Source organism: Levilactobacillus suantsaii (genome assembly GCF_004115745.1).
GTDB classification, from domain to species: domain Bacteria; phylum Bacillota; class Bacilli; order Lactobacillales; family Lactobacillaceae; genus Levilactobacillus; species Levilactobacillus suantsaii.
In genome coordinates this window covers 61,085-82,202 of the sequence record NZ_QXIL01000008.1, presented here as the reverse complement: position 1 = coordinate 82,202, position 21,118 = coordinate 61,085, and the positions used below count along the sequence as shown (strand labels likewise).

The window sequence follows — 21,118 nt, the reverse complement described above, 5'->3', positions numbered from 1 at the left end:
TGAGTTTCACTCCCATAGTAAATCTTATGACTATTACGGACAATTTTACTAAAACTTTTGCAAATATACGCTATAATGATGACAAGGCGTCCTGTAAATGAACGCTAATTCATTTTTAGATTGGGGGAGGCGTTGTATGACAACCATTAAAGACGTGGCCCAACACGCCGGCGTTTCTGCGTCTACCGTGTCACGAATTCTGAACTATGACCAAACGTTAGCCGTCAGTGAACCAACCCGGCGAAAAGTCCTCGAGGTCGCTGAGAAGCTTCAATACAAGAAACGCACTAAAAAGGTTAAACAATCCGGGGACAAGGTCGCCATCATTCAATGGCACTCCGATAAAGAAGAGCTCAACGACCTCTACTACTACCAGATTCAGTACGGTATCGAAACAAAAGCCCAAACTAGTGGCGTTTCTATCGATACGATTTCCTTTAACAACCTGCAAAACATTGACCTAAGTGGTTACACCGGAATCATCGCCGTAGGTAAATACGACGCCTCCGAGATTGACCAGTTAGCCGCCTTAAAACGACCATTGGTATTCATCGGTCAAAATTATCTGCTGTACGGCTTCGATAGCGTACAAAGCGACTTCTTAACGCCTATCAACTGGATGATCACACATTTTCTGGAATTAGGAATTCAAGATATTGGATTGCTGGCTGGTCAGGAAAAAACCCAGACCGAACACCAAGCCATTTACGATCCCCGGGCAACGACTTACCGTACCCGAATGACTCACGAAGGGCTCTTCAATCCCGACTTTCTTTACGCCGGCACGTATGGTCCCGACTCTGGTCACTCGCTCATGTTGCAAGCTATCGACCAATTACAAGACCAGCTTCCCCACGCTTTTATCATCGGAAGTGACTCTATGGCCATCGGTGCGCTCAACGCTTTAAAGGAATGTGAGATTACGGTGCCTGACCGGGTCAGCATCGTCAGCTTCAACGATGTCGCGATTGCAAAATACGCTTATCCTGCGTTGACAACTGCTCATGTGCACACCGAAATCATGGGTGAGCGCGCATTTGAATTACTCCGCGAACAACTCAAAAATCCCCATAAGGTTCCGGAATCTGTCGTCATTAGCACCCAGATTATTCATCGAGATAGTAGCCTCTAACACCGAAACTTTCAACAACAGGCCCCGCCTCATCAGCATTTGATGGGACGGGGCCTGTTTAGTCAGTTATGACCAGGACGTATCACAGTCTTCACAAACTCCAACTAAGCCCCAATCCTAATTTTTAAAATCATTATGAATCTGATGCCACCGTTGCCGCAGGTAGAAAGCCGCCGCTTTCGGTTGCCGATCCCGTGTGAACAGGCCCTTCTTGTTGCCGTTGACCCGCATGTTGCCTTCGACCGTTTGGAAATCGGCCAAGTTCCAAGGTTGTTCCCCCCGGATAAAGTCGTAGGAATCAAAGACCCGGTCGAACATTTGTAACAGTTCAATCTGGTACTCTTCACTCCACATAACCGATGGTAATTTGTGTAAACCAGGTTCAGTATCCGCCCCAAATTCGGAGAAGACCACGGGTTTATCAATATCGGAAGCTTGCCACTGGTCCAGTTCAGCGCGCAGGCCTGCTTCACCGTCCGAAATCTCATAACCCCACTTATGGTACCAGCCTGGGTACCGGTTCAGTAAGTAGAAGTCAGGGAACTGCTTGCAATACGACGTCTCAAACGTATCATCTTCGTTCAACGTGAAGGTCCGCGGCCGCTGGTCGGGATCCAAATCTTTAGTATCATGGAACAACTTTTCAAAGTACGGCACTGCCGACTTTGACGACGTATCAGGTTCATTCAACAGACTCCATGCCAAGACACTAGGATGGTTCTTATCCCGGTGAATCATATCGGTAATTTGATCGAGGTGCTTCTGGTAAAGGGCTGTCGTCCAATCTCCATCGAAGAAGGATTGATCCAAGCCACCCAGGAAGCTAGCTGCGGCCATCTTGAAGCCAACCGCTGGCACTTCATCAATGATCAAGAACCCTTCTCGGTCAGCAAAGCGATAGACCTCTTCATCGTATGGGTAATGCGAGGTCCGGAAAGAATTAGCCCCCATCCACTTCATCAGTTCGAAGTCACGCTTTTCAACGTTCAGGTCAAAGGCCCGTCCAGCATAAATGCTGTCTTCGTGACGGCCAAACCCCTTCAGGTAGACCGGCTTGCCATTAACCAGAATCTGGTGGCCCTCAATCTTAACGGTCCGCAACCCAATTTGATCATGGTACTCATCGACCACTTGATCAGCCGTCGTCAACTGAATATGTAGCGTATAAAGATACGCCGCCCGCACGTTCCACAGATGGGGCTGGTCAACCACTAAGTCACCTTGGCGACCATGTCCCGTGGCCACAACGGTCCCGTCGACGTCTTGCAATGTCACGGTGACTTGAGCCGTGGCTTGGCTGGTGGTAACTCGATAAGCCACGTGAGCCGTTTGTCCAACTAAACTGGTCGTTACGGTGTAGTCCGTGACCCGGTCTTGCGGCAACGCCAGTAGGTGCACACTACGGTTCAACCCCGAATAATTGTAAAAATCAAAGAAGGGTTTCGCCATCTTTTTACCGTTTTTCAATACCGTCGTATCCCCGGCCGGTAAAGCATCCCGATGCAGTTCGTTGTTCAGTTTAACGACCACTAGGTTCTCCTGGTCAAACTTAACTTCCGCTGTGATATCCGCCGTAAACGGGAGAAACCCACCTTCGTGCCGGCGAATTTCCTGACCATTAACGTACACGACTGCCCGGTGCGTGGCGGCACCGAACCGTAATGCAATGGTCCGGCCCTTCAACGTACTCAGGACAAAGACGCGCTTGGCATACCAGAAGTCTCCGGTATACTCGCGAGATGCTTTATCTGTAAAGAAATCGTTGAAGCTAGCGGGCACCGGCATTTGAATTGCCGCTGATAACCCGTTTTCGGGCCACCCTTGGGCATCCCCTTGAGCCGCCTCATCAAATTGAAAATCCCATAAACCATCCAGTTTTTGATCAAACCGGTATTGATTCATGACGGGATATAAAAGTTCTTTTTCCATACGTCACGACCTCCTAAAATTCTGCTAACGTGACCGTCTTAGTCTTTCCTGCGGCCGTAATCTTAATTTGATTGCCGACTAATGCCACCGTTGGAATCTGAATGTGACCCTGTGCATCCAAGCTTTCGAGCTCCCGGTCACCTAAGTACAAGGATACCAGCGTGTAGTCTCCAGGTTCCAAGATCCCTGTTTGTAACGGAATCTTCGTTTTCGGGAAGTAGATGCTAGTGTTAGGTTCCGGTTCGGACAATTCGACCTTCAAATCATCTGATAAGCCGACCAAACCGGTAATCCCGACCCGCGTCTGGTAGAAGACCGCGTTCTTGGCTTGAACCGGTACAACTTGTTCGTCAGGTGATCCGCTATCCGGTGCCGAGAAGCTCCCTTCAGCAACGTGTAATTTCCGCGACGTCTTGATTTGGTGAACCCGAACGTACCATGGCATATCCGGAATAATGTAATTTTTAATCTCCACGTCCGACCATGGTTGCCAATCCGAGTAAACGTAGTCGTCATGAATCTGATAGTCCTGATACTTGAAAGCCGTCCGCCAGAAATTCTCCGATTCGGAAATACCTAATGTATTGTCAAAGGCACATTGTTTGAGCAAAACTGATTCCTTAGGGGTGCTGAAGCCAAAAGTTGAGGAATAAACGTACTTTTCGTATTTTGCGGCGCCTTCAGCGTGTTCGTGAGAGTGTTGCCCCGCGGTAAAGGCCTGAACTTCTAAGCCGTGTTTACTGTGGGCAACTAGCATCCGTGGTTCGGGTTGCTTCTTCAACGGCACAAACTTGAAGTCTTCACTTTCCTTGACGGTCCAGAATGGATCATCATCAGGGAGTGCGTAGAAGATGAAAGTCTTTAAGGCCCAGTAAGCAGAAGCTGGTCCGTTATAGCCTTCGGCAAAGACCATATTCGGGTAAGCATACCCAATTGGCAGTAAGCCATCCGTTGTAAAGATGTTCTGTTGGAACCACCAACGCAGATTATTAAGTAATAGGTGCTTGACGTCACCCAATGTATAACCTTCAGGTAAGTCAATGTGAGCATACGCCGCTACGGCCCAAAAAGCCGCTTGGGCAAACCGATAATCTAGGCTCCGTCCATACGGTAACGCCGCCCCGTCTGCCGCAAACCAGTTAGCATAACTTGGTACGAACGCCTTGGCTCGTTGCCGCAGAAGCGTGGCTTCATCGCCTTGCCAGTCGGTCAATCCTACGGTCAGCAGGGTAAAGAACTGGTACGCGAACGGAATGTAATTGTCAATTTGGTTCTTGTAACCATCGTACGACCAACCATGGTCTAAGTAGTGAGTGTTGGTAATGGCATAATCGTCAGCCACCAATTGCGAATGATCCGCGTAACCCGTGTCCGTGATGAACTTATTGACCATTGCCCGGAAGAAAAGCCAGTTAGTCTTCGGCACAACTCTACCATTGACCTGATCCATCCAATCGATGATTTGCTTTTGCTGAGTCACAGACAGGCTGTCCCAGAAGTTCGGCTTAGTCTCGTACAAGAATGCCGTCAGGGCACCCATTTCAACGAAGAGTTGGTCGTAATCGCCCAGGTCGCCTCCCCAGTAGCTATCTGAATCGGGAGCAACTCCGGCTAAGATACCCTGAGTAACGAGTTCAAACCAATCGGGGTATTCTTGAATGTTCTCGGCGTTGCTAAAGAACGGACCAAGGCCCCACAACAACCGCATGAAGCCTTCGATTTCAGTCTTTTCTTGTAAGTAGACCGCCCCACTGTCACTCATCCGGAAATGACCCTTTTGTTTTTGTTGGGCTAAGACTGCCATAGCCGGCCGTAAAATATCGAGTAACGCTGATTTCACATCAGTTTTACTCCGGAGTGGGTTCGCTTTTATTTGTTCATTGAACAGTTTCTGTTTCAACATAGATTCCTCCTAGTCCTCGTGACCAAAAAGCCCCGCGTGCCATCATCATTTTTGAGTTGGCTAACGGGGACTTGGAAATTATCGAATACGCTTAATCATCGCGATGGCAATCCCACCAACGACTTCCATAGCAATCGCAAAGATGAAGATTGCACCATAACCAAAGGATGCAACGATAGCGGACGCTACCATGGCCCCTAACATCTGGCCTAAAGTATTGGCTAAATTAATCAGTCCTAAGTCTTTCCCGGCAGTGTCTGAAGAAGGTAAAACATCCATGTTCAAGGCACCATCGACGGAGTTATACAGCCCATTCCCAAATGCAGCGATAACGGCGTAAACAAACATCGCCCATGGCTTTTGAACGAATAATGGGAACAACGCAGCAAAGCCTAAAGCAAACGTCGCAATTACAACTGGTGCCTTAACCCGCTTTAACTTATCGGCTAACGGTCCTCCAATCAGGGCGAAAATGACCCCGATAATTAACATAATGGTTGAGAAAATCGAAATAGATTTCCCGGCGGCAGCGGTGCCTTGACCGATATAATCCGTAAATAGGAACAACAGGAACGTGGTAACAATGGTTGACCCCACAACCATGAAGAATTTCCCGGTCAACGCTAAGTAAAAGTCGCGGGAATCGTGGGTTGGGAAGAAGAAGTATTTCTTCAAAGTATCCTTATTGAATGGAACCTTCGGGTCATCCAGGTTACCTTTTTCTTGGATCAGCAATTCATGGATAACGGCTAACACCACCGTGCAACCAGCCATGAAGTAAATCCCCATTTTAACGTTCCCCAAAAATTGAGCCGCTAACAAGGCAAATCCTTGTTGAGCAATGGTGAACCCGACTCCATAAAATGTTGAAACAGTCCCCCGCCACTTAGGCGCGACCCGGTCAGAGATTTGCGGATAAATTGCCGCCGCGATGGCGTTTTCGGCTGCCGCCGCGATAATCCAAATAAAAATGATAGCCATAATCGACTTGACGTTGGCGATCACAATCAATGAAAGGGCGATCGCAACGGTCCCCAGAACAATGTATGGCTTCCGCTTCCCAAAACGTGTCCGGGTAACATCAGAGAACGCCCCAAACAACAGGTTTGCGACCGCACCGGTAATTGACGCAACCGTGGCTAAGATTCCGACCGCCCAAACTTTATGAACGGGATCCAATTGTGAGAACAATTGGGGAATCAAAACGCTTCGCGTGGACCCAATCGGCCCATACCAGCATAGTGGGGCTAAAAACATGGCCGAAGAAACCATCCAAGGAAGCTTGGGCTGTTCTTCGTCTTTGACTTTAGCGTTCGTCACTAGACCAACACTAGAGTTCACTGCCTGATTGCCTTTATCTTCTTTCGACATCATGGCTCACTCCTAAGTATATAGATTTGTAAGAGGGTTCATATGTAAATGACTAATGCATTTCCGCGTCCAACCTCAAGCTGAGGAGAACTTTAACTAAATAATGGCTATTATGAAACCGCTTACAGTTGTATTATAGCTCGTGCCAGCCAAAAGTTAAAGAGCTATTTTAGTAAAATAAAATTGGTTTCTCAAATATTTACTAAAACAATTACTCATCCGTTAGCCATTGATTATAGATAAAAACGACCAATAGTCATACATGCAGACCACTGGTCGTTACCTATCTGTCTAAGTTTAATTTTGAGCCGCGTAGTCCGCCAGTTCCTGTAAGTAAACCGCTTTTTGCTGGTCACTGATCCAGGAGGTTTCAAATGAATTACGGGCCAATTGAACCACCTGGTCCTTAGTCAAGTTGAACTGGTCGGCAAGCGCGTAGTAGTTATCGCCGATGTAGCCACCAAAATATGCCGGGTCGTCCGAGTGGATAGAGACTTTCACGTGCTGGGCCAATAACTCGAGGACTTCCTTCCCCTTCATTTCCGGAGACACAAAACCATTAGAAAGTGGGCAGGACGTCAGCCCAATGCCCTTCTTGGCCACCAGCGCCACCAAATCCGGGTCCTCGACAATGTTGGTGCCATGGTCTAAGCGCTCCACGTCAAGTTGTTCTAAGGCTTGCCGGATATGTTCGATGGAATCCTTCTGATCGATGTCACAATGGGCGGTCAGGTGCAACCCCGCGGCGGCCGCGTCCTCGTACTGGCGGGCAAACTTCATTGGTGGGTTATTGTGCTCGTCGGAATCCAAGCCGATACCAATAAATTTATCCTTGTATGGCAAGGCTTCCGCTAATGTTTGCCGCGCCGATTCCTTGGAAAAATCCCGCAGAAAACACAAAATTAACTGGGCATCTACGTTGAGTGCCCGAGCATCGACCGTAGCCCGGTATAACCCGTTGATCACGGTTTCAAAGGCGATGCCCCGGCTGGTATGGGCCTGGGGATCGAAGAAGATTTCCACGTGGCGCACGTGATTGGCCGCGGCCCGTTTCAAATAATCCCAAGCTAAATCATAAAAGTCTTGTTCGTGTTGCAACACGGCCATCGCTGGGTAATACACCGCTAAAAACGACGCCAAATCATTGTATTGGTAGGACTTCTGCACCTCTTCAATGGTGGTCTGCCCCAAATCAACGTGGTTGCGCTGCGCTAACTTCAATTTCAATGCCGGCTCTAGCGTTCCTTCGATATGCAGATGGAGCTCTGCTTTGGGCAATCCCTGAGTAAACGCTGGTGTAATTTCTGTAGACATATGTTAATACCCCCTACAAATTTTATCATCCGGCTTTTTCGCCGTTTATTTGAGCTTAGCAGATAATATTTCATTGTCAATGGATAAAACACGAACTATAGGCTTGCGCATTTAAATAATATATGCCACAATAAAACTTATCTTGAGAGAGAAGGGAGTTTCACACCGTGTTAAAAGTTAGTCGTAACACTGCTACTACCAATTTTTTGGAACAAACTTTCCACCTATCGGAACAACACACCACAGTTCGCCAAGAAGTTTTGGCCGGCCTGACCACGTTTGTTTCGATGGCTTACATTCTCTTCGTTAACCCCAGTATTCTTGGGGCCGCTGGTATGGACAAGGGGGCCGTCTTCACGGTCACCGCATTATCCGCCATCCTGGGCTGTTTCTTGATGGCCTTTCTCGCCAACTACCCCATCGCCGTCGCACCAGGTCTCGGGGACAACGCCTTCTTTACATATTCCGTGGTCCTGGGAATGGGCATCCCTTGGGAAAAGGCCATGGCCGGCGTTTTCGTCGCCGCAGTTCTCTTCAAGCTATTATCTTTCTTTAAAGTTCGTGAGCTAGTCATCGACGCCATCCCGAGCGATTTAAAACTCGCCATGGCCGCCGGCATCGGGATCTTCATCGCCTTCGTCGGCTTACAAGGTGGGGGCCTCATCGTCGCCAGCAAGACGTCACTCGTGGAAATCGGTTCCTTCACAGTACCCACGACTTGGTTGACCATTTTCGGGTTGTTCGTGATTGCCATCTTGATGGCAATGCGCGTTCCTGGCGCCATCTTCATCGGCCTGGTTGCTTCCACCGTCTTAGGGCTAGTAACTGGTCTCATCAAAGCGCCTAGCAGCTTGATTTCTATGGCACCAAGCATGGGCCCGACCTTTGGCGTGAGCCTGAAGCACCTACCATCCGTTTTGGATCCGCAGATGTGGGCGGTAGTCATCATCTTCCTGCTGGTGGCCTTCTTCGATACGGCCGGCACCTTGATTGGTTTAGCCCAACAAGCCGGCATCATGAAAAACAACAAAATGCCCCGCATCGGTCGCGCCTTGATGTCTGACTCCATTTCCATGTTGGCCGGGTCCGTCATGGGGACCACCCCAACCGCCGCTTACGTGGAATCTTCCGCGGGGATCGCAGTCGGTGGTCGGACCGGGTTGACCGCACTGGTTACCGGCGTCCTGTTCATCCTGAGTTTACTGTTCTCGCCATTGCTCACGGTCGTGACCACGCAAGTCACTGCACCGGCCTTGATCATCGTCGGGGTTCTGATGGCTTCGGCACTAAGAAATATCCAATGGGACAAATTCGAAATCGCCGTGCCCGCCTTTCTGACGGTCGTCGGCATGCCGTTGACCTACAACATCTCGTACGGGATTGCTTTTGGGTTCTTGACCTACCCGATTCTGATGACGGCCGCGGGTCGGCGCCGCGAAGTCAACGGTGTGATGTGGAGCCTCATGGTCGTCTTCATCATCCTGCTTTACATTTTGAACATTCTGCCGAAATCTTAGGAGGTTAGTTAAACTCTATGACCGAATTCACGCAATACCTCGATGCCGGGGCCGCCAAATTACCCGCGGACCTGGTCATCGAACACGGCACCCTCACCAACGTCGATACTGGTGAATTTTATCCGGCCGACGTCGCCATTTATCATCAAAAAATCGTGGCGGTCGACCACGACGTCAGCGCCTATGTTGGTCCGCAAACGCAACACTTGGACGCAACTGGTAAATACTTGGTCCCCGGACTGATCGACGGCCACATCCACGTTGAATGTAGCAAGCTGTCCATGACCCGATTTGCGGAACTGGCGGTACCCCACGGCACCACCAGTATCGTGTCCGGTCTCGACGAGTACATCTCCGTCGTGGGCGTCGACGGATTAAGCGAAATTTTTGCCGAAATTGAAAAGTTACCGCTCAAGGTCTTCTGGGGGTTGCCGTACAAGACGCCCTACACGATTCCGGAGTCGACCATCGCCTATAATGTCACGGCCGCCGACCACGAAAAGTACCTGCCACAAGCCAACTGTTACGGCGTGTGGGAGACCGTCCGTGAAGCCGTTGCAATGCAAGATCCCGACACGTTGAAGGCCTTGGAACTGGCCAAACGGTACCACAAACCCATCTTCGGCTGCTCCCCGATGGCTCGGGGCATCGACTTGAACGCCTTCTTGCTGAGTGGCGTCCACATCGACCACGAAAGCTACAGTCACGAGGAATTCTTGGAAAAAGCACGCAAAGGCCTACGGGTGGTGATTCGTGAGTCCTCTGTCACCAAATTCTTAAAGGAAAACATCCGGGCCGTGACCGAGGGGCCGTCCGGTGTTGCCCGCCACGTCAGTTTCTGTACCGATGACGTTAATGCTCGCGACGTGCTGGCGTACGGCCACCTCGATCACATGGTCCGCTTGGCGATTCAAGCCGGTGTCGCCCCCATGACTGCCATTCAGATGGCAAGTTTAAACGGCGCGGAAGCTTACCATGTCGATGACGCGGTCGGCTCCATCGCTCCCGGTAAGGACGCCGACGTCTTACTGGTCGATAACCCCGGTAGTTTTCACGTCGAGACCGTCATCAGTAAAGGTCACCTGGTCACCAAAGCCGGCCAACCGGTGATGACCTTTACGCCGCCAAAACGGTCGACCACGTTAAAGGGCCAGCTCAACCACGCGCCTTTAGATGCGGCGGACTTCGCCTACCCGGTAACTGTGACTACCGGTACGGCCACGGTCCGCACGATTCACAGCGTCGGTCCTTTCGTCCGTAAAGCGTTAGACGTTGAGTTGCCAATCCAGGGTGGCCACGTGCATCCCGACTCCGACCAAGATGTGGCGGCCGTTTCGGTCATCGACCGGTACGGTAAGACCGACCATCACGCCCGGGGTTTCATTTCTGGGTGGTCGCTCAAACGGGGGGCCATCGCCACCTCGGCGGCTCCGGATGACAATAACCTGGTGGTCGCGGGTGTTGACCCGACCGATATGGCGTTAGCCGCCAACACCCTGATTGCGTGTGGCGGCGGCCAGGTCGTAGTCGCCGACGGTCAGGTGCTCGCCTTACTAGAGCTCCCCATCGCTGGCATCACCACCGACCTCACACCAGACGCGTTAGCCCAAAAGGAAATCGAGCTGAAGACTGCGGCGGAAAGCCTGGGGAGTACCCTGCCAGACCCGTTGTTCTACTTGTCTTTCTTACCGATCACCGCTATCCCGGACCTTGCCATTACCGATGGCGGTAACGTGGACTACACGCATCTCACCTACTTCGACCCCATCTTAGCCGTGACTCCGGCTGATTAGGGCTTTCAAGTGGAGACGACCGATCCTCCTTGCATTGGTTGTCTCGACTAATTCTCGCAACACACAAAAACGGCCGTCCTCCTCATTGGGGACGGCCGTTTTTAAATGACATAATGACATTATTCTTTGAATTTACGTTTGAAACCGACAACACTGCCCAGTAAAGCTAATAACGCGGCGCCCCACCAGCCAGAAATGGTCTGGTCATTCGTTTGTGGTAAGGTCGTGGCAGCTTTGGCCTGGTCCTGCGGTGTCTGGGTTGCTGGCTGTTGCGTTGGCATTGATTTCAAGTTCACTTTATCGGCTGCCGAATTGGTCGTGGTCCCCAACTGAGTTGGCGTGGTGGTGCCACGACGCGTAGTCCCCGTAATCTGGTTGGCACTGCCGCCACGAACGGCTTGGTCCGCCTCGATGCCTGGTTTGCCGGTTGGCTTAGTCTGGTTTGGGCCCGGCTTGGTCTTATCTGGCTTGGTATCCGGTGTTGGCGTTTCTGGCGTGACTTGGTCGCCACCTTCGCCTTCCTCGACATCCTTCGCATAAATGTAGGTCACCGTACTGTCACTGGCGCCGAAGGTCCCGCTATCATTGTCCGGCGTCGTAACTAGCGTGTAACCAGGAATCTCAACCGGTTCAGTGGTGTAAGCATCCCCCTGTTCACCGGTCAAAGTGACGTCCGGCGCCACCGTCGTGCCATCAGCCGTTTGGTGATGAACCGTGACCGTTACGGTCTGGGTCGGCGGCGTTGGTGGGGTCACCGGCGTCGTGTCTTTGGTGTAAACGAAGGCAACTGTTTGGGCATCCTGCGTGTAAGTCCCCGTGGCGTTCGCTGGGGTCTCGGTCAGTGTGTACCCGTCAATGGTCTTCGCCGGAACGGTATAAGCCTCTCCGACTTTCCCGGTCAAAGTCTCCGGTTCAAGTAGCTGATTGCCCTGGTCATCTTGGTAGGTCACCGTAATGGTTCCCACAGCTTCTTTATAAACGAAAGTTACCGTTTGTGGTTGGTCGCTGTAAGTCCCGGTGGCGTTGGCTGGCATTTCCGTTAAGGTGTAGCCGTCGATATCTGGGGCCGTTAAGGTGTAAGGTTCCCCGATTAACCCGTCGCTCAAGACATCAGGGTCTCGTAGAGCCTTGCCCGCCTCATCGACATAGTTGACCGTGATACTTTGCGCGGCATCGGCCGTTACGTATGGTGTCACTAATGACACAACAAGGCTATCACCGTAACCAGACATTGTGAAATTAGCTACCATGGAATACAGATAGTCACCTGGAACCTGCTGGTCATACCCAAAATTAGTAGGCACGCCATACTCTGCAGTATCCTTTGCGTACCATGGTTCCTGATTATACGCAACCTTATAAGTAATTTCAGTCCCATCAGGGCTTAGAGCCATCGCGCCTCCAGTCCAAAATATTTTTACAGTGGATGCGACTTCAGATTGAGTTAACGAAACAACAGGTAAGGCAACAGCCATTGGATATTTAGCGCTCATGGTCATACCTTGCGGTGCTTTTACCGGGTTAACCGTCGTGTACTCTGGATAGTAACCCTGACTGGCATCGACCTTAGGGACGTAAACCGTCTCTAATTCCACAAATTGTTGGCCAATGCTAAGCCCATCCGTATACTGTGCCGGATTCAACGATGAAAAATCCGCAATACTATTCATCCCTAGAACCAAATAAGTGACTTTCTTCAATCCTGCAATAGGAGTAATATCAGAAATTCGGTTGCCACCTAATTGTAGCCAGGTTAAATTAGTCAGGGCACTCAATGGTGAAATATCCGTAATATCTCCTCGCATCATATATGGATTGCTATTCACATTATTTAACAAATCCAATTCCGTTAAATTCGTGGCGTACTGTAACCCTTCCAAGGAGAAGGAAGATTTTCCATCAATATACGTTGTGCCATGCATACTTTGGCTGGACAACTTACCGGTAAGATACAGCATATCTTCCTTCGTAATCTGGTCAACGCTGGTCCAGGTCTTACCGACACCTGCGTTATTAAGTGCATACAAGACCCATTGTTGTAAAGTTTTATTCGGCATCCACTCATCGATACTTTCGTCTGCGGTTGGCACCGCGACTGGTGCATTAACTGTGGCCGCGGCCGCCTTAATGCTGGCTACCGTAGGGGTTGCCGGCTCATCACCGAGTGACATGACCTCAGCGACTGGTTGTCGCAGAGTTGATTCCTGGGTCGTGGCCATCGAATCTTCATCCGTTTTGTCGATGACAGCCTGGTTAGCGCTTTCATTTTCTGGTTGGGACGTTGTAGATTGCGGCGGCGTTGGCTGATCAGTCCCCTGTTGGCTAGCCGTCGTCTGGTCAGTTGCTGGTTGGTCGGTCGTGGTTGTCTGATTGTTCTGTTGATTGGATTCAGTCGAATCAGTTGCCACTTGATCAGGTGTCGTTTGAGTCGTTGCTGGTTGATCGGTAGCGGCTTGACCAGCGGTCTGCTGGTCAGTGGTGGCTTGGTCATTATCTTGCAACGTTGTTTCGGTTTGACCACTTGATTCCTGACTCGTCGTAGTTGATTGGTTATTGGCCTGACCGGTATCAGCTTGATCAGCATTTTGCTGGTCAGTTTTGGGTGTCGTTTGATCACTATTCTGTTGGTTAGTTGTGTCCTGGTCAGTAGCCGGTTGATCAGGTGTTGCCTCTCCTGTTTTATCTTCCTCGGTTGTCTGGTCATCGGCCGTCGTGGCAGTCGTAACCTTATCCTGAGCTGACTTTAACGTGACGGTCTTAGACGCTGTGCCGGCTTTAGTCGTCGTTTTCTCTTCCCCGGTTGTCGTTGCATCGGTCGTTGCCGCGTGAGCAGTCTGACTTTCGCCCACATTCAAGCCCAACGTGACCGTGAAGATTCCTGCAAAGACCCATAGTTTACCTTTCTTATACATCTTGTAGTGTTCTTTTGTGGTCATTGGTTTCATCATAATTCTTATGCCCCCCTAGCATCATCCTTAAGTAAACTGTTATCCCCAGTAGTTAAGCTATTATATGAACTAATCATTTATAATATCCGTAAATTCATTATAACTAAATTAATTATTACCGTCTACTAAACTGGCTTAAAAACATTCTGCATAAAATCAAGTTCTATGCTCAACCAAAATCCCAATATGCTGGGGATTAAATCGTTGATAAGCCCTGACTAGAATTAATCATTTTATCCTAATTTATCGATAAGTAACAGCTAAGAAAAATGCCTAAACCCCGCAGTTTTCCCACACCTTTAAGGTTTAGTCTAACTAATATTTAGCGGGTTTTACTGGCCTCAAACCGCAAAAAAACGGGTCTAGACAATTTGTCTAGACCCGCAAGCCCACTTAGACTAATCGATTTGATTGTAGTCTTACTTAACTAACAGTCCGTGCTTAATCAGGTAATTCCGGGCAACGGTGGCTGCTTTCTGGTGCTGGAAGGTGACCTGGTAGTTCATCTTCTGCATGTCCTTGTCCGTGATTTTCCCCTTCAGCTTGTTCAACGACCGTTTTAGGCCGGGATGCTGCTTCAGGGTTTTATTCCGGACCAACGGCGCACCTTGATATGGTGGGAAGAACTTCCGGTTATCCTTTAGTGCGACCAAATGGTACTTCTGAATCTGCGGATCGGTAGTATAGCCGTCGACCAAGTTGACTTCGCCAGACGCAATCGCCTTATAGCGCAAGCTCGACTGCATGGAGCTGACCTTGCCGAACTTCAGGTTGTACGCCTTGCGAACACCCGGATAGCCATCCTTTTGCTGGTAGAAGTCCAAATCAAAGCCAGCCTTGACCTTATTTTGGACGGCCTTCAAATCATCGATGGTCTTGAGGTGGTACTTCTTAGCGAAGGCCTTAGAAACCACTAACGCGTACCCGTTTTGATAGTGCATCGGGGACAGGTAATCCAGGTTATCTTGTTGCTTCAACAGGGTCTTGCCCTGCCGATAAATCTTTTGCGGGTCATGGCCGTAATTTTTGACCTTGACCAAAGACTCCATCACGGTCCCCGTGAATTCCGGATAAATATCGATCTGGCCAGCCTTGAGGGCCTTATACAGGAAGGTAGTGGTCCCGAAGTTTCGTTTCAAAACGACCTTTTGTCGCGGATGATCCTGTTGAATCAGGTCCTTGTACATGTTGATCAGGATTTCCGGTTCACTGCCCAGTTTCCCAGCGATGGTAATCGTAGGCGCCGGACGGCTAATCACCGCGTACGCGCCCCAGCCGGCAAATAGCACCAGAATCGCGGCGAAAATGTAGATGATTTTACGAAACGACAACTTACCCAACCACTGAATCAACGCGGAGAAAATCAAAGCCAATACGGCGGAAAGAATCGCCCCGATCAGTAGCAGGGAATTGTCATTATTTTGAATCCCTAACAGGATGTAGGTTCCTAATCCCCCGGCCCCAATCAAGGCGGCCAAGGTGGCGGTCCCAATGATCATGACCATGGCAATCCGCAATCCGGATACAATCAACGGCATCGCCAGCGGCAATTCAATGCGCGTCAACCGGTGGAAGCGTGACAATCCAAAGGCGCTAGCCGCTTCCTCCAGGCTGGGGTCAATGGTGGTAAAACCGGTATAAGTATTTTGAAAAATCGGCATCACCGCGTAAACCACTAACGCGATAATGGCTGGTAACGTCCCGATACCGACGAAGGGAATCAAAAATCCCAATAACGCCAGACTCGGAATCGTTTGCATGACGCCGGTGATCTGCAAGACCACCCCGGCCACTCGCCGGTAGCGCCGTAAGTAAATGGCCAACGGAATCGCAATGACCGCCGCAATCAGCAGTGAAATCAGCGAAATACTCAGGTGTTGGCCCAAAGCACTTAAAATATCTTGATGTTGGGTGCGTAAAACGCGAAGTAAATCAGTCAAGAGCCTCCTCCTTATTCTCGATAAAGTCTAGGACATCTGCCAACTTAAGCTGATACCACGCGTCGTGATAGGCCACGCTAATTGCTGGTTGTTGCCGCAACGTGCGGACAGCATCGCTCAGCTCCGTCTCAAAGGCCATCTTAGGCGTGTCAGTCGTGGTCACTCGGTGGCCGTAGCCCTGAATGATGACCTTGCCCACGGTCGCTGTCTGGGTCTCTTGCTCGTTCTTAAAGAAGTTGGCCACAAACGCATTGGCCGGATTGTTCAAGATTTCCTCTTGGGTGCCGACCTGCTGGATGACCCCGTCCTGCAAAACCGCGATGCGTGACCCTAACCGGAGGGCCTCACGCATATCGTGAGTCACAAAGACGATGGTCAGGTTATTCGTCGCCTTGGCGTGGAGATCTAACACGATGTCTTGGAGTTGCTTGCGGGACAGCGGGTCCAACGCACTAAAGGCCTCATCCATCAAAATGATGTTGGGGTTAGTCGCTAGCGCCCGAATGATGCCGATACGTTGTTGCTCCCCACCCGACAATTCGTCGGGCATCCGCCCGGCGTAACTGTCCGGGTCGAGGCCCACCTGGGTCAATAAGTCACGCGCCCGGGCCACCCGTTTCTCCTTGGGCACCTTGAGCTCCTCAAGCTGGATACCGATGTTTTCTTGAATCGTGAGGTTGGGAAATAGCGCGATGTTTTGGAGCACGTACCCCATCCCCAATCGCAATTGACGCAGATCGGTAGTCTGCACGTTTTGACCGTCGATTTCGATGTCTCCCGAAGTCTGTTGGATCAATTGGTTGATCATCTTGACCGACGTCGTTTTACCACTCCCACTAGGCCCGACCAGCACGAACAGTTCACCCGAATTAATGGTCAGATTCAGGTCCTTGATGACGTCCGTGTCGCCGTAGGTCTTGGTGATGTGTTTAAATTCAATCATAGCTAACCTCCCAAAATAAAGTCATTACGGCCAAAATGGCTACCAGGAGTACTATCCCCCAGTACAATTAACACTCCCCATGATACCGCAGTTCACTGGTTTTCACTGGCCAGACGCTTAGCGGTTTCATCGACCAACCACAAAAAAGCCCCGGCAACCCCACAAGGGATTACCGGAGCTCAATAATGTTATTTTAAACGGAAAGTCTTACAGTGAAACCTTCGCTTGGCCGTTATCCAAAGTGGCTTTGACCACGTTGGTGCCGTCGTGAACGTAAACCGTAATGTCACCGCTCAAGCCAGTCGTCTTCACGGACACTTCATTGCCCTTGCGTTTTGCTTGAACCTTTGCGACATCTTTCCCACGGTTATCAACGACGCTGGTCTCAACTTGACCCTCGTCGATTTGATACAGGTGAATGTCAACATCCTTGGTGTAGTCGTATTGGGCGTGTTCCGCCTTTTCGTTCCGCACAATGATGGAATTTTCACGGACTAAGACTGGTAAGTCTAATTCGTCAAAGTTCTCGTTGACCCATTCCCCAGTTTCAGGGGCATCGTAGACCTTACCGTCTAAGATGCTGGTCCACTTGCCACCTGGTAAGTAGAAGTGTGCATCGCCCTTGTCGTTGAAGATTGGGGCAACCAGGATGTTCGGCCCAAACATGTACTGGGTCGCAATGTCGTAAACATTAGGATCCTGACCAAATTCAAGGAACATGGCCCGCATCAATGGGTTCCCGTAAGCAGCGCCGTGAGCCGCTTCTGTGTACAGGTATGGCATCAAGGACAGCTTCAAGTTGACATACTTACGGGTGTTCTCAACGGCTTCGTCATCGAAGTTCCACGGAACCCGGTAGACATCACTGCCGTGGTACCGACTGTGCGAGGACAGTAACCCAAATTGGGTCCAGCGCTTGTACAAGTCAGCAGTTGGCGTATCTGGTCCGTCTTCGAACCCACCGATATCGTGGCTCCAGAACCCAAAGCCAGAGAGCAGGAAGGACAAGCCACCACGCAACGTATCACGCATGGAACGGTAGTTGGATAAGTTGTCGCCGCCCCAGTGAACCGGGTAGGATTGCGAACCAGCCGTAGCGGAACGCGCAAAGACAACGGCTTCGTCTTCGCCTTTTTCTTGTTGGATGGTTTCGAAGACAGCCCGGTTGTATTGCAACGTGTAGTAGTTATGTTCTTGTTGTGGGTTGGATCCGTCAAAGAACTTCACGTCGTCAACTGGAATCCGTTCACCGAAGTCGGTCTTGAAGCAATCGACACCCATGTCTAACAAGGCCTTCAGCTTAGATTGATACCACTTCACAGCGTCCGGGTTCGTGAAATCAACGAACCCGTTGCCAGCCTGCCAGAGGTCCCATTGCCAAACGTCGCCGTTTTGGCGCTTGACCAGGTAGCCTTGATCCTTGGCTTCCTTGAACAATGGTGACTTTTGCGCCACGTAAGGGTTGAGCCAAACACAAACTTTGACGCCCCGGTCGTGGATCTTCTTGATCAAGCCCTCTGGATCTGGGAATTCATCCTTGTCCCAAGCCAGGTTGCACCATTCGAAGCCCTTTTGCCAGAAGCAGTCGAAGTGGAAGACGTCTAGCGGAATATGACGTTCTTGCATACCGTCGATAAACTTCAGCACTGTTTCTTCACTGTAATCAGTGGTGAAGGACGTGGTCAACCAGAGACCGAATGACCATTCTGGTGGCAACTTGATGGCCCCAGTTAACTCGGTGTAACGGTGTAAGACTTCCTTAGGCGTTGGGCCGTAGATGACGTAGTACTGTAGGGATTGGCCTTCAGTACTGAATTGGACCCGGTCCACGTTTTCGGAAGCGACTTCGAAGGACACCCGTTGTGGTTCGTCAACGAAGACCCCGTAGCCATTACTACTCATGTAGAATGGGATGTTCTTGTAGGTCTGTTCACTCCCGGTCCCGGCATCTTGGTTCCAGGTGTAGATGGTTTGGCCGTTCTTGACGAAGTTGGCAAACCGTTCACCTAACCCATAGATCTTTTCGTCAATGTCCATGTTGAGTTGTTCGCGCATGTAGTTGACCTTGGTGTCGTGGTTCCAAATCGTGGCTTGCGCCTTGGTTTCGGATTCCGTGACGACCTTGCCGTTCGCGGTGAACTTCATGTCAAAGGCCGTCCGTAATGGCAATTCGACCTTCAAGTCGCCGCTTTGGAGACTGGCCACTTTGTCGTCAACGTTGATGTCGACGTCCGGGTCAGTATTGTTGATCTTGAATTTTGGTCCGTGATCGTTGCTGTCAAAATGTTCTAGTTTAACCCCGATAACGTTTTCAACTGGAGACGTCAACGTTAACGTCGTCGCCCCAATGTTGAGTTCATCGCCTCGAGAATGGATCCGCTTGTAAGGGGCAAAAGCCTTGAGGACCTTGCCGTCTTGGTGCGCATCAAACGTTTCCTGAGGAGAATTGATATCGTACTCTTCACGATTTAACCAATAGCCATTCGTAAACTTCACTGTGTAACATCCTTTCTATTAGTTATTTCCAGCATCTTTAGCCGCTGCGTTTTCACGAGCATGCTTTGCGTCCAAGTCCGCCAACATCTTTGGTTCGATCTTGTCGACCTTGTAGAACAACAAGGCAATCGCGGATAACCCGAAACCAATGATTGGAACCCAAACATAGTTCATTTCAATGGCCCGTAAGGCTTCAGCGGTCTGAACATGGTTAGCCACGTAACCACCGGCGGAGAGAATGATCCCGGTGACGGCACCACCAATGCCCATCCCAAACTTCGCGGAGAAGCTTGAGAAGGAGGTGACGATTCCTTCGGCCCGGACACCGTTCTTCCATTCACCATAGTCCACAGAATCGGCTAACATCACGGCGATTAACCCGGAAACAAATCCAGTTCCTAAGTAACCGACGATGGTCCCAATCGTGATGGTTGGCACGTTTAAGGCTTTGGACCCACCCCACAAGATTAATTGACCTAAAATGGCCAAAATCATGCCGAGGAGCATCGTGTTCCGCTTCCCAATTTTCTTGGAAGTCCACGGCGTAACGACAACCGCAGCCAAGGCAACCAACTGTAAACTCAAAATGAATGAGGCTAACGTAGCGTCATGCATGTTGTACTTGAAGAAGTAGACCGTTACTTGTGACCGGGTCTGCATCCCTAACCAGTAGATGAAGTTGATGAAGATCACGATCACCCATGGCCAGTTCTTCTTCAAAGCCTTCAGCGACGTTAAGATTGGAATACTCTTTTTAGATTGCACCGTTTGGACCCGTTCTTTCGTGTTCGCAAACACAACGAAGAAGATGATCATGGCGATGACGGCCATGATCAAAGCGACCATGAACCAGCCATGAGCCGAGGTGGTGCTGCCCTTACCAAAGAACGCAACCATCGGCAACGCAATCGCGGAAATGATGGTGGCCCCTAAGGTCCCCATGAATTGCCGGATGGTTGACAAGGTGACCCGTTCTTGCGGGTTACTGGTCAAGCTTGGCAAAATCGACGTAATCGGGATATTCACCGCTGAATACAGGATGTCGACCCCAATATAAGTGACGTAAGCCCAGACAATCTTCATGCCCATGCTCATATCCGGTGCACTGAAGCACAGGACACTGAACACGGCAAATGGGATGGAGAACCAGAGCCAATACGGCCGGCTCTTGCCCCACCGCGTGTGGGTATGGTCAATCATGATCCCCCAGAAAGGACCATCGAACGCATCAACAATTCGGGCGACCAGAAACAACGTTCCGACAGCTGCGGCGCCAATGCCAAAGACGTCGGTGTAAAAGAACATAAGGTACGTACTGATTAACGAAAAGGACAAGTTGCAGGCAAAGTCGGATAATGAATAGCTAAAACGCTCCGTCCACGGAACCATGTTTTTCCGTCGCGCCGAAGATTCCGCGTTAGCGTTGTCTTCTGGACCTGATGCATCAACACGCATAATACTAGCCTTCTTTCTCAAAATAGAAACACCTGAATGATTTAACGAACGGGATGATCACTTCCTTAGTTGGTTTGTTGTTAGAAACAACCAATTTATGTAAGTAACGGCCACGTTCAAGTTTACGTAACCGCTTACAAATGTAAGTATAGCATCATCTTTCATTTATGGAAGCCCTTTCTTTGCGAATGTTTCGGTAAAATCGCAAATTTACTTACCGATCTAAACCATTGCTGAAAGGGCCGATAAACGGCGGCATGCCGAGAATGTTATCCCCTGGGCATTTGCAACACTTCCCCCCGCGTGCGGTCCGTCCCAGCCAACACAAAAGCCTTGTAAGCTCTAACGAGTTTACAAGGCTTGGTGCCCCCTTTCAG

The 21,118-nt window shown here is 50.2% G+C and carries 12 protein-coding genes; 3 read left to right on the top strand and 9 right to left on the bottom strand.

The window, feature by feature from the left end; all coding sequences use genetic code 11:
* The first annotated feature begins 136 nt into the window (after positions 1 to 136).
* Positions 137 to 1,132, top strand: a complete 996-nt coding sequence (locus DXH47_RS05950) for a LacI family DNA-binding transcriptional regulator (RefSeq protein WP_129032449.1) — start codon at positions 137 to 139, stop codon at positions 1,130 to 1,132.
* Positions 1,133 to 1,249: 117 nt separating this feature from the next.
* Here the strand turns inward: DXH47_RS05950 and uidA are convergent, their stop codons facing one another.
* From uidA to add, 4 genes are all read right to left on the bottom strand, one after another.
* Complete coding sequence (gene uidA / locus DXH47_RS05945; RefSeq protein ID WP_129032448.1) at positions 1,250 to 3,061, bottom strand: beta-glucuronidase; 1,812 nt, start codon at positions 3,059 to 3,061, stop codon at positions 1,250 to 1,252.
* A 13-nt stretch (positions 3,062 to 3,074) separates the two neighbouring features.
* On the bottom strand, positions 3,075 to 4,964 hold the full coding sequence (locus tag DXH47_RS05940; protein WP_225423509.1) for a DUF2264 domain-containing protein: 1,890 nt from the start codon (positions 4,962 to 4,964) through the stop codon (positions 3,075 to 3,077).
* Positions 4,965 to 5,042: 78 nt separating this feature from the next.
* Positions 5,043 to 6,338, bottom strand: a complete 1,296-nt coding sequence (locus DXH47_RS05935) for an MFS transporter (protein WP_404820010.1) — start codon at positions 6,336 to 6,338, stop codon at positions 5,043 to 5,045.
* A gap of 294 nt (positions 6,339 to 6,632) precedes the next feature.
* A complete protein-coding gene (gene add / locus DXH47_RS05930) occupies positions 6,633 to 7,649 on the bottom strand; it encodes an adenosine deaminase (protein WP_129032446.1) in 1,017 nt (338 codons plus the stop codon).
* Between the two features lie 167 nt (positions 7,650 to 7,816).
* Here add and DXH47_RS05925 point away from each other — a divergent pair, with 167 nt between their 5' ends.
* Positions 7,817 to 9,166: an NCS2 family permease gene (locus DXH47_RS05925; protein ID WP_129032445.1), complete on the top strand. Its 1,350-nt coding sequence runs from the start codon at positions 7,817 to 7,819 to the stop codon at positions 9,164 to 9,166.
* Between the two features lie 17 nt (positions 9,167 to 9,183).
* A complete protein-coding gene (locus tag DXH47_RS05920; RefSeq protein ID WP_129032444.1) occupies positions 9,184 to 10,959 on the top strand; it encodes an adenine deaminase C-terminal domain-containing protein in 1,776 nt (591 codons plus the stop codon).
* A gap of 119 nt (positions 10,960 to 11,078) precedes the next feature.
* On the opposite strand, the gene DXH47_RS05915 is transcribed toward DXH47_RS05920, so the two are convergent.
* The 5 genes from DXH47_RS05915 to DXH47_RS05895 form a co-directional block, all read right to left on the bottom strand.
* Complete coding sequence (locus tag DXH47_RS05915; RefSeq protein WP_129032443.1) at positions 11,079 to 13,907, bottom strand: MucBP domain-containing protein; 2,829 nt, start codon at positions 13,905 to 13,907, stop codon at positions 11,079 to 11,081.
* A 419-nt stretch (positions 13,908 to 14,326) separates the two neighbouring features.
* Positions 14,327 to 15,847 (bottom strand): ABC transporter permease/substrate-binding protein, encoded by a 1,521-nt coding sequence (locus DXH47_RS05910; RefSeq protein ID WP_129032442.1) that lies wholly within the window; start codon positions 15,845 to 15,847, stop codon positions 14,327 to 14,329.
* Complete coding sequence (locus tag DXH47_RS05905) at positions 15,840 to 16,790, bottom strand: ABC transporter ATP-binding protein (protein ID WP_129032441.1); 951 nt, start codon at positions 16,788 to 16,790, stop codon at positions 15,840 to 15,842. Before DXH47_RS05905 ends, DXH47_RS05910 begins: the two co-directional genes overlap by 8 nt.
* A 207-nt stretch (positions 16,791 to 16,997) precedes the next feature.
* Positions 16,998 to 19,286: an alpha-xylosidase gene (gene yicI, locus DXH47_RS05900; RefSeq protein WP_129032440.1), complete on the bottom strand. Its 2,289-nt coding sequence runs from the start codon at positions 19,284 to 19,286 to the stop codon at positions 16,998 to 17,000.
* Between the two features lie 18 nt (positions 19,287 to 19,304).
* Positions 19,305 to 20,675, bottom strand: coding sequence for an MFS transporter (locus tag DXH47_RS05895; RefSeq protein WP_225423512.1), 1,371 nt, complete (start codon positions 20,673 to 20,675; stop codon positions 19,305 to 19,307).
* Positions 20,676 to 21,118 lie beyond the last annotated feature (443 nt).